General features: G+C 70.4%; 13 protein-coding genes. 9 read left to right on the top strand and 4 right to left on the bottom strand.

Annotated elements, in window-relative coordinates; all coding sequences use genetic code 11:
• Nucleotides 1-16: 16 nt before the first annotated feature.
• Nucleotides 17-589, bottom strand: coding sequence for a L,D-transpeptidase (locus tag ACKUB9_RS29265; protein WP_407529481.1), 573 nt, complete (start codon nucleotides 587-589; stop codon nucleotides 17-19).
• 133 nt (nucleotides 590-722) lie between these two features.
• On the bottom strand, nucleotides 723-1619 hold the full coding sequence (locus tag ACKUB9_RS29270) for an alpha/beta fold hydrolase (RefSeq protein ID WP_407529480.1): 897 nt from the start codon (nucleotides 1617-1619) through the stop codon (nucleotides 723-725).
• Nucleotides 1620-2236: 617 nt separating this feature from the next.
• On the opposite strand from ACKUB9_RS29270, the gene ssb reads away from it, so the two are divergent.
• The 4 genes from ssb (at nucleotide 2237) to sigJ (ending at nucleotide 5410) form a co-directional block, all read left to right on the top strand.
• Nucleotides 2237-2770: a single-stranded DNA-binding protein gene (gene ssb, locus ACKUB9_RS29275; protein ID WP_407529479.1), complete on the top strand. Its 534-nt coding sequence runs from the start codon at nucleotides 2237-2239 to the stop codon at nucleotides 2768-2770.
• A 497-nt stretch (nucleotides 2771-3267) separates the two neighbouring features.
• A complete protein-coding gene (locus ACKUB9_RS29280; protein ID WP_407529478.1) occupies nucleotides 3268-4032 on the top strand; it encodes an SDR family oxidoreductase in 765 nt (254 codons plus the stop codon).
• The gene (locus ACKUB9_RS29285; RefSeq protein ID WP_407529477.1) at nucleotides 4032-4487 is read left to right on the top strand and encodes a hypothetical protein; all 456 of its coding nucleotides are present in this window, start codon (nucleotides 4032-4034) and stop codon (nucleotides 4485-4487) included. The genes ACKUB9_RS29280 and ACKUB9_RS29285 overlap by 1 nt, the downstream gene beginning before the upstream one ends.
• Entirely contained in the window at nucleotides 4487-5410 is a 924-nt protein-coding gene (gene sigJ, locus ACKUB9_RS29290; RefSeq protein ID WP_407529476.1) for an RNA polymerase sigma factor SigJ, read from the top strand. Before ACKUB9_RS29285 ends, sigJ begins: the two co-directional genes overlap by 1 nt.
• A 140-nt stretch (nucleotides 5411-5550) precedes the next feature.
• Here the strand turns inward: sigJ and ACKUB9_RS29295 are convergent, their stop codons facing one another.
• A complete protein-coding gene (locus ACKUB9_RS29295; protein ID WP_407529475.1) occupies nucleotides 5551-6486 on the bottom strand; it encodes an MBL fold metallo-hydrolase in 936 nt (311 codons plus the stop codon).
• 176 nt (nucleotides 6487-6662) lie between these two features.
• Nucleotides 6663-7121, bottom strand: a complete 459-nt coding sequence (locus ACKUB9_RS29300; protein ID WP_407529474.1) for a MarR family winged helix-turn-helix transcriptional regulator — start codon at nucleotides 7119-7121, stop codon at nucleotides 6663-6665.
• A gap of 222 nt (nucleotides 7122-7343) precedes the next feature.
• Here ACKUB9_RS29300 and ACKUB9_RS29305 point away from each other — a divergent pair, with 222 nt between their 5' ends.
• The 5 genes from ACKUB9_RS29305 to ACKUB9_RS29325 all read left to right on the top strand — a co-directional run.
• Nucleotides 7344-8297 carry an MBL fold metallo-hydrolase gene (locus ACKUB9_RS29305; RefSeq protein ID WP_407529472.1) on the top strand — a complete coding sequence of 318 codons (954 nt, stop codon included), beginning with the start codon at nucleotides 7344-7346 and terminating at the stop codon, nucleotides 8295-8297.
• A gap of 53 nt (nucleotides 8298-8350) precedes the next feature.
• Nucleotides 8351-10027 carry an FAD-dependent oxidoreductase gene (locus ACKUB9_RS29310; RefSeq protein WP_407529471.1) on the top strand — a complete coding sequence of 559 codons (1677 nt, stop codon included), beginning with the start codon at nucleotides 8351-8353 and terminating at the stop codon, nucleotides 10025-10027.
• Complete coding sequence (locus ACKUB9_RS29315) at nucleotides 10024-10257, top strand: DUF2783 domain-containing protein (RefSeq protein WP_407529470.1); 234 nt, start codon at nucleotides 10024-10026, stop codon at nucleotides 10255-10257. Before ACKUB9_RS29310 ends, ACKUB9_RS29315 begins: the two co-directional genes overlap by 4 nt.
• Nucleotides 10258-10352: 95 nt before the next feature.
• Nucleotides 10353-11570, top strand: coding sequence for an ABC transporter substrate-binding protein (locus ACKUB9_RS29320; RefSeq protein WP_407529469.1), 1218 nt, complete (start codon nucleotides 10353-10355; stop codon nucleotides 11568-11570).
• 129 nt (nucleotides 11571-11699) lie between these two features.
• Nucleotides 11700-11839, top strand: a 140-nt coding sequence (locus tag ACKUB9_RS29325) for a homogentisate 1,2-dioxygenase (protein WP_407529511.1), incomplete at its 3' end; no start/stop codon positions are given.

Here is an 11839-nt window from a genome sequence, read left to right on the forward strand (position 1 = left end):
GGGGCCGCGCGCGGCCCTACGGCAGCACCACCACCTTCGTGCCGACCTTCACCCGGCCGTAGAGGTCGATGACGTCGCGGTTCGTCATGCGGATGCAGCCCGAGGACACCGCCGCGCCGATCGTCTCGGGCTCGTTCGAGCCGTGGATGCGATAGAGCGACGAGCCGAGGTAGAGCGCCCGCGCGCCGAGCGGGTTGTCGACGCCGCCGGCCATGTAGCGGGGCAGGTCCGGGCGGCGCTTGAGCATCTGCTCGGGCGGACGCCAGGAGGGCCACTCCTTCTTCATCGTCACGGTCTTGGTGCCCGCCCACGAAAATCCCTGGCGGCCGACGCCGACCCCGTACTGGATCGCCTCCTGGTTCGGCAGGATGTAGTAGAGGCGGCGCTGATTGGTGGAGATCACCACCGTGCCGGCCTTGTAGGGGCTGTTCCAGCCGATCGTCTGGCGCGGCACCGCCTGCTGGCGGAAGACCGTCAGGAAGTCGGCGAGCGGTCCGGATTCGAGCAGGCTCACGGCGTGCGCCGGCGCGATCTGCGCCAGCGCCAGCAGGGCGGCGCCGCAGATCGGCGCCAGGACTCGAGGCGTCATCACTCTCCTCCCCTCGGCAGGTTGCGCCGCCCGGATCGGCGGCAGCTCGCCGCCGGGATGGCCGATGCCGCTCCGGGGGGTCAACCCGCGCCGGGGCGACGGCCGGCCGAGTGACGCTTTCGGGCAACAATGGTCAGGCGGGCTCGCGCCCTATCACAGGCGCCTCGCGCCCGGTCAGGAAGGCCGCGAGCTGCGCGTTCACGCCCTCCGCTTCCTCGTGCTGGACCCAGTGCGTCGCCTCGGGAAACCAGTGCACCCGCCCATCCGCGCACCGGGCGAGGCTTTCCTCGACGAGGTTCGGTTCGAGCGCGACGTCGCGCCGCCCCCACAGCATCAGCACGGGCGGTGCCACCGGCCCGGGCGAGGGCCGGCGGGGCAGGCGCAGGGCGCGGTACCAGTTCAGCATCCCGGTGAGGGCGCCCGGCTCGGCCCAGGCCTCGGCATACCGGGCGAGCGTCGCCTCATCGAAGGTGTCGGGGCGGCTCGATCCGGTGAGCGCCCGGCGCAGCAGGGCGAAGTTCCCGGCCCGCATCAGCGCCTCGGGCAGCCAGGGCAGCTGGAAGACGCCGATATAGCCGCTGCGCAGGGCCTGGCTCGGGGTGCGGCGGGCATAGGCCGCGAAGGCGTCCGGATGGGGCGCGTTGAGGATCGCCGCGCGGGCGATGCGCTCCGGATACTGGGCTGCGGCACGCCATGCGACGAGGCCGCCCCAGTCGTGACCGACCACCTGCACGCTGGTGCGGCCGAACGCGTCCGCGAGGCCGATCACGTCGGCGGCCACCTCATCGAGGTGGTAGGCGGCCAGATCCTCCGGCTTGCTGCTGCGGCCGTAGCCGCGCTGGTCGGGCGCCACCACCCGCAGGCCCGCGGCCGCGAGCGGCCCGATCTGCCGGTGCCAGCCGTACCAGAATTCCGGGAAGCCGTGCAGCAGGAGGACGAGCGGCCCGTCCTCCGGCCCCGCCTCGGCGAGGTGGAACACCTGACCCCGCACGCGGATCGCCCGCGTCCCGATCGTCGGCCCTGTCGTCACGGCGGCTCCTCCTGCCCTCCCGCATCGTCAGGAATGCACGAGATCGGGCCTCGTTTCCGCGGCGGCCGCGCGGATGACCGGGTGCTGCGGCCGGAGCTGTGGCACGGCTACATCACGACGCGCGGAATCACGAATTTCAACTTTAGGGTACTTGATCGGGACGAGCGGTGCCGCCTATCTATTGCAATGCAGCACGGCGATGGCGTCGCCCTGCTGCTGCCCTTTTGGGCGTTTCCTCCCTAGACTTGGGCCACACCTCGCGTGTGGCCTTTTTCTTAGGTGCCGCCGGTCCTGTCAACGGCACGCGAGCGGTTTTGGCGGGTAACGGGTGAGTTCGGCCTGCCCGACCCCATCACCGGCTGGCTTCGGCATCGATATCAGGTCGATCGCACGGCGGACCGCCCGGTGAGCAGGTGGTCGCGCGCCGGTCCTTGCGCTTCAGCGCGAACAAAGATAGAACATGCTCGGATCCTTCCCACTGTGTGTAGCGGGTACAGGCGGCCCGCCGCGCTTGCTGGGACGGACCCGCTCGGCTCACCTTCGCGCGACCCATGACGGTCCGCGGTCGGGGCCGGGCGCGTGAGCCCGAGAGAGATGCACGGCGTGAGGAGAGAGAGATGGCGGGCAGCGTGAACAAGGTGATCTTGGTGGGCAATCTCGGGCGCGATCCCGAGACCCGCCGCCTCGCCTCCGGCGATCCGGTGGTCAACCTGCGGTTGGCAACCTCGGAATCCTGGAAGGACAAGGCGAGCGGCGAGCGCAAGGAGAAGACCGAGTGGCACTCGGTCGTGATCTACAACGAGAATCTCGCCCGCGTGGCCGAGCAGTACCTGCGCAAGGGCTCGAAGGTCTACGTCGAGGGCCAGCTCCAGACGCGCAAGTGGCAGGACCAGTCCGGCCAGGACAAGTACACGACCGAGATCGTGCTGCAGCGCTTCCGCGGCGAGCTGACCATTCTCGACGGGCGCGGCGGCGCCGAGGGCGGGATGCCCGAGATGGGGGCCGACGACATGGGCGGCGGCCAGGTCAGCCGCGGCGGTGATTTCGGCCGCGGCAACGGCGGCCGCTCCGCCGGGGCCGAGCGCCGTCCCGCGCCGGCCGGCGGCGGGCAGAAGCGCTACGACGACCTGGACGACGACATCCCGTTCTAGTCCCCGGGAGCATCCATCACCGTCCGATGATCAAAAGGACCAGGGCCTTGGCTCTGGTCCTTTTTCGTCGATCGTTCACCGGCTGATCGGATCCTCGACGCTGGACCGCCGGACGCTGGAGAGACCGTCTTTCGATCATGGTGGCGGGCTGGGGCCGCAGCGGTTCAGCACCGCGGCCGGCACCCTGTGCCCGGACCCGCCGTGCGACCGCTCCGTGTCGTCGTCGCGGCCGATCCCCGGTTCCGGTCCTCTCGCCGGTCGTCGCGCACGGCTGCCTCCGCCGGAGGGTGCGCCACCATCGACGAGTCACCCGCGTCCCCCGCGCCATCGAGCGACGAGCCGGTGACGCTGCCCGCCCCATGATCACCGGCGTCGGGGGGAGCACCGCGCCGGACCATCCCGGACGCCCCTCGCCTGCGGATGTCACGATACCGTCCGCCGCCTCGTCAGAGCGGGAGCCGGCCTCCACGCCGGCGCGATGTCAACGAGGGACAATCATGAGAATCGTCGTCATCGGCGGGACCGGTCTGATCGGCCGCCAAGTCGTCGCGAACCTGCGCAACCTCGGCCACGAGGCCGTTCCCGCCTCGCCGGCCTCCGGCGTCGACACATTCACCGGCGAGGGACTCGCCGGGGCGCTGCAGGGCGCCGATGCGGTCGTGGACGTCGTGAACTCGCCCTCCTTCGAGGCGGCGGCCGTGCTGGCCTTCTTCGAGACCTCGGGACGCAACCTCCTCCGGGCGGAAGCCGACGCCGGCATTCGTCACCATGTCGCCTTGTCGGTGGTGGGCACGGACAGGCCGTACGCTCCGGCCTACCTGCGGGCCAAGCTGGCGCAGGAGCACCTGATCGCGGCGGCGGGCATCCCCCACACGATCATCCGCGCGACGCAGTTCTTCGAGTTCATGGGCGCCATCGCGGACGAGGGGACCCAGGGCGACATCGTTCGCCTCTCGTCGGCGGCCATGCAGCCGATCGCGTCCCGCGACGTCGCGCAGGCGCTTGCACAAGCGGTGCTGGCCGGGCCGGTGAACGGCATCATCGAGATCGCCGGGCCGGAACGCGCGCCTTTCGCCGAGTTCGTCGGCACCTGGCTCGGTCACCGCGACGATCCCCGCCGCATCGTGGTCGATCCGGCGGCCCCCTATTTCGGCATGCCGATCACGGACGCCACGCTGACGCCCGGACCGGATGCGCGCATCATGCCGACGCGGTTCGATGCGTGGCTGACCGCGTCGTCCGGCAACGGGAGGAGTGCCTGATGCGCGCCTCGTCGACCTGCCTCGCAGGCGCGGCCCTGTTCGGGCTCGCCCTGGCGGCGAACGGCCTGTTCATGCTCGTCGCGCCGACAGCCTGGTACGATACGGTGCCCGGGGTGCCGACCACCGGCCCCTACAACCAGCATTTCCTGCGCGACATCGGCCTCATCTTCGTGCTGCTCGGCGGCGCGATGCTGGCGGGAGTCGTGCGGCGGGCGATGCGGATCGTGCTCTGGGGTGCCGTCGCGGTCTGGCTCGGCGGCCACGCTCTCTTCCACGTCTGGGAGGTGCTGGTGGGGATCTGTGCGCCGTCCGCCCTGGCCCGCGACTTTCCGGCCGTGTCGCTGCCGGCGATCATCGCGGCCGCGCTGGTTCTCTGGGCGGCCCGCGAGAGGGCGCCCGAAGGGGACGCATCCCGACATGCCTTGGCAGGTGCAGCGTGCGAGACTGTTCCGTGATGACGCCACGGAGCACCGATATGCTCTCTGGATCTTCGGGCGCCCCCGTCCCGCACGAGGATGCGCGCCTCGCCGAATTCGAGGCGCAGCGGCCCCGGTTGCTGCGCCTCGGCTACCGCATGCTCGGTTCGGTGAGCGAGGCCGAGGACATCGTTCAGGAGGCATGGCTGCGCTGGTCGGGCGTTCAGGACGGCGTTGCGTCGCCTGCCGCCTACCTCACGCGCATCGTGACGCGGCTGTGCCTCGACCACATGAAATCGGCGCGCGTCCGGCGCGAGACCTATGTGGGCGCTTGGCTTCCCGAGCCGCTGATGGGCGCGATCGAGCCGGACGAGGCGGTCACCGACGACGTGACCATGACGCTGATGCTGGCGCTGGAACGCCTGTCGCCGTTCGAACGGGCAGCCTTCCTCCTGCACGACGTGTTCGGGGTGGCCCTGCCCGAGGTGGCGGCCGCGCTCGGTCGCGCGCCCGCGGCCGTGCGCCAGCTCGCGGTGCGCGCCCGCAAGCACGTCGAGTCCGGACGCCGGCGCTACCGCCTGGATGCGGCCGAGGCAGACCGCATCGCGCGCGCGTTCTTCGCCGCCTCCCGCGACGGCGATACGGCGGCACTTGCCTCGCTCCTCGCCGCCGATGTCGAACTCCGCTCGGACGGCGGCGGCCGCGTCCTCGCCTATCCAAACATCATTCGCGGCATGGATCGGCTGATCCGGCTGTTCGCCGGCCTCTCGGGCAAGGCCTACTACCAGCCCGTCCTTCTGCGGACCGCCCTCATCGACGGATTGCCGGGCTACGTCAGCGCCGATCGCGGCGGCGTGCTTCAGACGACGGCCCTCGAGGTCAGGGACGGGCGCATCACCGCGATCTACATGGTGCGCAATCCCGACAAGCTTCGGCACGTCGCCTCCGCGTTCGGGCCGTGAACGGGAGGACGGTGGGGCCGTCTCGCCCGTTCCGCGTGCCGGCGCAGGCTCGCCCCGGAAAATGCGGCGATATCAGAGGTTTGGAGCAGGATCCGATCGCCCCGCGATCGGATCCTGCTCTGGTCGGGCCGGTCGAGAGATCAGTAGTCCCAGAAGGCCGGCACCCACCGGAAGGCCTCGCCTTCTCTCGCCACCCGCCCGACGGACGGGAACGGCAGGTGCGTCGCCACCAGCCACTCGCCGGTTTCCGCCAACTCCCGAAGGAGTCGGACCCGCACGCGGGCGGCCTCCTCGGGATCATGCTCGAAGCCGTTGTGCCAGTCGGGTTGCTCGAACCCGACCGGGAACACGGCGTCCCCGGCGAAGGTCAGACGGTCCTTGCCCGAGGCCAGGCGAACGACGCTGTGCCCGGGGGTGTGGCCGCCGGTGCGGTGAACGACGACGCCCGGCGCCACCTCGTGCTCCTCAGCGAAGGGGCGCAATGCGCTTCGGTACTCTCTCGTGAACCGCTTGGCGGCCGACCGGAGCGCGTCCGGGAACCCCGAGGGCATGGCGGTGTGCGAGAAATCGGGCGCGTCCCAGAACGCGACCTCGGCGGCGGCCACGTGGATCCGCAGATCCGGATTCAGCCTGTCCTTCACCCCGTCGACGAGCAGCCCGCCGATATGATCCATGTGCATGTGGGTCAGCACCACATCGGTCACGCAGCCGAGATCGATGCCGGCTGCCTCCAGCCGCATGACCAGTTGCCCGGCACGCGGCAGGTGCAGGTCCGGGTCGAGCCCCAGCCCGGCGTCGATGAGGATGGTCTGCCCTCCGCTGCGGACGAGAACCGCGTTGAGCGGCCAATCGAAAGCGTCCGGCGGCAGGAACATCTCATCGAGCCAGGCTGCCCGGACGGACGGCTCGGCGTTGTGTGCCAGCATCGTGGTCGGCAAGGGCAGCACGCCGTCGCTGACCACCAAGACGTCGATCTCGCCGATCCGCAGCGCGTAGCGCGACGGCACCATCTCTTCTGGCGATCGGCGGCGCGCCGTCGTGTCCGGTCCGGTTGCTCCCGTCTCGGAGAATGCCATCCTTCCCATCTTCAGTCCTCCTGATGGCGCGCGCCTCCGGCCGTTCCGGGCAACACCATGCGCGCCATGCGATCAGGACGAGGGTGGTGGGGCTGGCTGTGACACGGCATCCACGGCCAAGGAGAGGGATCGGGATCTCATAGCCGCGTCGGCGACGCGGGTGGTGCTGGTGGGAATCAGCCCTGATCCGACCGGCAGTTCATCAGGCCGAGCGAGTCTTCGAGGCGCAGCAGCAGGTCCTCGAAGTCGCGCCTCTGCGCGGGATCGAAGCAGGAGAGCAGTTGCTCCTCCCGGGCGAGCAGGATGGGCAGGAGCTCCCGGTAGACATCCGTCCCGCGCGGCGTGAGCTGGAGCATGATCTCGCGCTTGTCGTCGTTGCCGTCCTGCCGCTCGATGAGGCCGAGTTCGATGAGCTGGCCGACCGCGCGGCTGATGCGCGACTTGTGCGTGCGGGTGCAGCGCACGACGTAGTTGGCGCTGCGCGGCCCGTCGTGCTGGCCGAGCGTTGCCAGCACGCGCCATTCCGGGATGTCGATCCCGAACCTGGCGTAATCGGCCGCGAGCGCGTTGCTGAACTCGGTCGCGAGCCGGTTGAGCCGGAACGGCACGAAACTGAGCAGGTTCAATCGGTCCATACGCTGGGGTGCTCGGCGGCTTGAGGCGGTCAAGGATCGGGGATGCGGAGAAAATGCACTCACCCCCTTGACGGTTGCAGTCGCAACTGGTTAGGGATGGTTGCATTCGCAACAAGCACAGCCGAGCGGCATTTGCAATGGCGCTGGGGTGAGCTTCCTCGGGGCGCCGCTCCGGCAGGACGCCACGCTTCGGTTCGAGACACACGAGGGAGGACACGCCGCATGAGCAAGGGATTCGCCAGCCAAGCCGATCTCGTCGAGAAGCAGGAGACCTTCAGGGAGCTCGCTCCGGGGGTCTACGCCCTCACCGCCGAGGGCGACCCGAATTCCGGGGTGATCGTGGGCGACGATTCGGCCCTCGTCATCGACGCCCGCGCCACCCCGCGCATGGCTGGCGACCTCGTGGCCCGCGTCCGCGCCGTCACCGACAAGCCGATCCGCCACGTCCTGCTGACCCATTACCACGCGGTGCGCGTGCTCGGCGTCGCCGGCTACCCCGACCGCGTCAACGTCATCGCCAGCGACGTCGCCCGCGCGATGATCGTCGAGCGCGGGCAGCAGGACATGGATTCGGAGATCCAGCGCTTTCCCCGCCTCTTCCGCGGCAAGGAGGAGATCCCCGGCCTGACATGGCCGACGCTGACCTTCCACCGCGAGATGACGCTGTGGCTCGGCACGCGCGAGGTGCGGATCATCCATGCCGGGCGCGGCCACACGGCCGGCGACACGATCGCGTGGCTGCCGCAGGAAAAGGTCCTGTTCTCCGGCGACCTCGTGGAGTACGGGGCCACCCCGTATTGCGGCGATGCGCATTTCCAAGATTGGCCCGCGACCCTCGACCGACTGGAGGCGCTGAAGCCCACGGCGCTGGTGCCCGGCCGCGGCGAGGCGCTGACCACGCCTGAGCAGATCCGCGAGGGGCTGGAAGGCACGCGCGCCTTCCTGCGCGACCTCTACGCCATCGCCCGCGAGGGCGTCGCGGCCGGCCACGACCTCAAGGCCGTGTACGACCGGGCCATGAGCGAGATGCGGCCCCGTTACGGCCACTGGGTGATCTTCGAGCACTGCATGCCCTTCGACGTCAGCCGCGCCTACGACGAGGCGAAGGGCCTCGACACGCCGCGCATCTGGACCGCCGAGCGCGACATGGAGATGTGGCGCGCCCTCGAAGGCTGAGCCGCCCCGAAGACGCCCGGACCAACCGGGCGCTGTCCCACCAGGAAACGCCCATGAGCTCCCAGCCTCGCTTCGCCTACGCGCCGCCGCCCGAATTGACCGGCGAATTTATCGGGGAGAGCCGCCGCCGGCCCGTCGTCGTGATCGGCGCCGGCCCGGTCGGGCTCACCTGCGCCATCGACCTCGCCCAGCGCGGGGTACCGGTGGTGGTGCTCGACGAGGACGACACCGTCGCGACCGGCAGCCGGGCGATCTGCTGGGCCAAGCGCACGCTGGAGATCTGGGACCGGCTCGGGGTCGGGAGCCGCATGGTCGACAAGGGCGTGACTTGGAGCGTCGGCCGCGTCTTCCACGGCGACCACGAACTCTACCGCTTCGACCTGCTGCCGGAGACCGGCCATCGCCGCCCGGCCTTCATCAACCTCCAGCAATATTACGCCGAAGAGTACTTGGTCGCGCGTGCCGCCGACTTCCCCGACCTGATCGACTTGCGCTGGAAGAACGCGGTCGCGGACCTGACCCAGACGGCGGAGGGCGTGCGCCTCGCCATCGCGACGCCCGACGGCACCTACGCGATCGACGCCGAGTGGGTCATCGCCGCGGACGGGGCGCGCTCGCCCACCCGCACCCGCATGGGGCTGCCCTTCCCCGGCCAGCGCTTTGAAGAGCGCTTCCTCATCGCCGACGTGAAGATGAAGGCCGACTTCCCGACCGAGCGCCTCTTCTGGTTCGAGCCGACCTTCCACGCCGGCCAGAGCGCGCTGCTGCACCGCCAGCCGGACGACGTCTTCCGCATCGACTTCCAGCTCGGGCCGGATGCGGACCCCGAGCTGGAGAAGCAGCCCGAGCGGGTGATGCCGCGGGTGCGGGCGGTGATCGGCGCGGAGACGCCGGTCACGCTGGAATGGTGCTCGGTCTACTCCTTTCGCTGCGCCCGCCTGGAGCGGTTCGTGCACGGCCGCGTGGTCTTCGTCGGCGACAGCGCGCACGTGGTGAGCCCGTTCGGGGCGCGGGGCGGCAACGGGGGCATCCAGGACGCGGACAACCTGTGCTGGAAGCTGGCGCTGGTGCTGCGGGGCGAGGCGCCCGAGAGCCTGATCGCGACCTACGACGAGGAGCGCGGGCGCGGGGCGGACGAGAACATCCTGAATTCCAGCCGCACCACGAACTTCATGACCCCGAAGACCCGGGCCGAGCGGCATTTTCGCGATGGGGTGCTGGCGCTCGCCGCCGAGGCGCCCTTCGCCCGCGCGCTCCTCAATGCGGGGCGCCTGTCGCGGCCGTGCAGCCTCGCCGGCCTCTCGCTCCAGACTCCGGATCCGATCCCGCACGTCGATGGTCTGCGGCCCGGCGACACCTGCGTGGACGCACCGGTCGTCGACGGCAGCGGTCGCCCCGGCTGGCTGCTCGACCGGCTCGGCGGCCCCTTCACTCTCATGGTCTTCGCCGGCGGCGATGCACCCGACCTGAGCTGGCTCTCGGGACTCACGCCCGCCTTGCGGTGCGTCGTCGTGGCCGACCGCCCGCTCGCGATGCCGGAGGCCGAGGTGCTGCTCGATGTCGAGGGCATCGCCGGCCTGCGCTACGGCGCCAAGCCCGGCACGACCTATCTGATCCGGCCCGACGCGCACGTCGCCGCCCGCTTCGCCGAGACCGACGCGACGCTCGTGGCCCAGGCGCTCGCCCGCGCGAGCGGCCGGTCCGGCCATGCGGTTCGGGAGGCTGCATGATGAGCACGCTGTTGAGACAGGGCGACGGCTTCGCCGGACGGGCAGACGGCGTCTACGAGGCCCTGATCCGCGGACACCAGGGTCTCGGTGACGAGGACAGCGCGGCGCTCAACGCGCGGCTCGTGCTGATCCTCGCCCACGAGGTGGGCGATCCGGAGGTGCTGGCGGAGGCCATCGCCCTCGCGCGGCGCTCCCTGCGCCCGGCCGGTCAGGACGACGGTCAAGCCTGACGCGTACCGGGGCCGTCCCGAGGGCGGCTGCAGCAAATCCAAGTCATCGATCGGCCCGCAGGACGAATGCGGTGCCGACACGGGAGAGACGTGCCATGTCCCCAAAATCGTCCCCGCTTCTCTGCGCCGCCCTGACGGCCCTCGGCCTGGTGCTGCCGGCCGGGCGAGCGGCCGCCCAGATCTCCGACGACGTCGTCAGGATCGGCGTGCTGACCGACATGTCCGGCCCCTTCAGCGACATCGGCGGCAAGGGCTCGGTGCTCGCCGCCGAGATGGCCGCGGAGGATTTCGGCGGCAGCGTCAAGGGTAAGCCGATCCGGATCGTCTCGGCCGATCACCAGAACAAGCCGGATGTCGGCTCGGGGATCGCCCGGGCGTGGTTCGACCGCGACGGGGTCGATGCCGTCGCCGACCTGCCGGTGACTTCGGTCGCGCTCGCGGTGCTGGAGATCGCCCGCGACAAGAAGCGGACCGCGCTGATCGCCGGGGCCGCCGCCTCGGACCTCACGGGGCGCTTCTGCTCGCCCTACTCGACCCATTGGGCCGACGACAGCTTCGCGCTGGCGAGCGGCACTGCCAAGGCCGTGACCAAGGCCGGCGACAAGTCCTGGTTCTTCGTCACGGCGGATTACGCCTTCGGGCAGGCGATGGAGCGTGACGCGACGTCTGCCGTGAAGGTCGCCGGCGGCAGCCTGAAGGGGAGCGTGCGCCACCCGCTCGCGACGCCCGATTTCTCCTCCTACCTGCTGCAGGCGCAGGCTTCGCAGGCGCAGGTCATCGGGCTCGCCAGTGCGGGCGGCGACACCATCAACGCCATCAAGCAGGCGGCCGAGTTCGGGATCACCGACAGCGGCCAGCGCGTGGCCGGCTTCCTGGTCTTCCTCAGCGACGTGCACAGCGTGGGGCTCCCCGCCGCCAAGGGGCTGCTGGTCACTACAGGCTTCTACTGGGACCAGAACGAGGCAGCGCGCGCCTTCGGCAAGCGCTTCTTCGCCAAGGCCGGCCGCATGCCGACCAAGCAGCAGGCCTCCGTCTACGCCTCCGTGACCCAGTACCTGAAGGCCGTGGATGCCACCGGCACCGACGAGGCGGGCGCGGTCAACCAGGCGATGCGCAAGCTGCCGGTCGCGTATTTCGGGCATCCGGCCTCGATCCGGGCGGACGGGCGCGTCCTCTACGACCTCACCCTCTACGAGGTGAAGGCGCCGCGTGAGAGCAAGGGCCCTTACGATTATTACAAGCCGCTCGCCACGATCGCGGCCGCGGAGGCGTTCCGGTCGGAAAGCGAGAGCGGCTGCACGCTCACGCGCTAGAGCAGCGCCCGATCGCGTTGCAACCGGTCGCTGCTCTAAGTCTTTGATTTGCCGCATCTTCTCCGGCGAACCGGCATCCACTTCGTCGGAAAATGCTCTAAGTTGTCCCGCAGCCTGGGAGATCAGACGATGAACCAGCACAGCCGCCTCGATCCCGCCGGCACGACCGCCGCGGCGCAGATCCATCCCGGCTACCTGTCGGGGTTCGGCAACGGCTTCGAGACCGAGGCGCTGCCCGGCGCCCTGCCGGTCGGCCGCAACTCGCCCCA

Origin of the sequence: Methylobacterium oryzisoli (genome assembly GCF_046557895.1) — a bacterium.
In the GTDB taxonomy this organism is placed as follows: Bacteria; Pseudomonadota; Alphaproteobacteria; order Rhizobiales; family Beijerinckiaceae; genus Methylobacterium; species Methylobacterium oryzisoli.

Coding starts and splice junctions, on each gene's coding strand:
- ACKUB9_RS29265 (WP_407529481.1), bottom strand. CDS start 589: ATGACGCCTCGAGTCCTGGCGCCGATCTGCGGCGCCGCCCTGCTGGCG.
- ssb (WP_407529479.1), top strand. CDS start 2,237: ATGGCGGGCAGCGTGAACAAGGTGATCTTGGTGGGCAATCTCGGGCGC.
- ACKUB9_RS29280 (WP_407529478.1), top strand. CDS start 3,268: ATGAGAATCGTCGTCATCGGCGGGACCGGTCTGATCGGCCGCCAAGTC.
- ACKUB9_RS29285 (WP_407529477.1), top strand. CDS start 4,032: ATGCGCGCCTCGTCGACCTGCCTCGCAGGCGCGGCCCTGTTCGGGCTC.
- sigJ (WP_407529476.1), top strand. CDS start 4,487: ATGACGCCACGGAGCACCGATATGCTCTCTGGATCTTCGGGCGCCCCC.
- ACKUB9_RS29295 (WP_407529475.1), bottom strand. CDS start 6,486: ATGGCATTCTCCGAGACGGGAGCAACCGGACCGGACACGACGGCGCGC.
- ACKUB9_RS29300 (WP_407529474.1), bottom strand. CDS start 7,121: ATGGACCGATTGAACCTGCTCAGTTTCGTGCCGTTCCGGCTCAACCGG.
- ACKUB9_RS29305 (WP_407529472.1), top strand. CDS start 7,344: ATGAGCAAGGGATTCGCCAGCCAAGCCGATCTCGTCGAGAAGCAGGAG.
- ACKUB9_RS29310 (WP_407529471.1), top strand. CDS start 8,351: ATGAGCTCCCAGCCTCGCTTCGCCTACGCGCCGCCGCCCGAATTGACC.
- ACKUB9_RS29315 (WP_407529470.1), top strand. CDS start 10,024: ATGATGAGCACGCTGTTGAGACAGGGCGACGGCTTCGCCGGACGGGCA.
- ACKUB9_RS29320 (WP_407529469.1), top strand. CDS start 10,353: ATGTCCCCAAAATCGTCCCCGCTTCTCTGCGCCGCCCTGACGGCCCTC.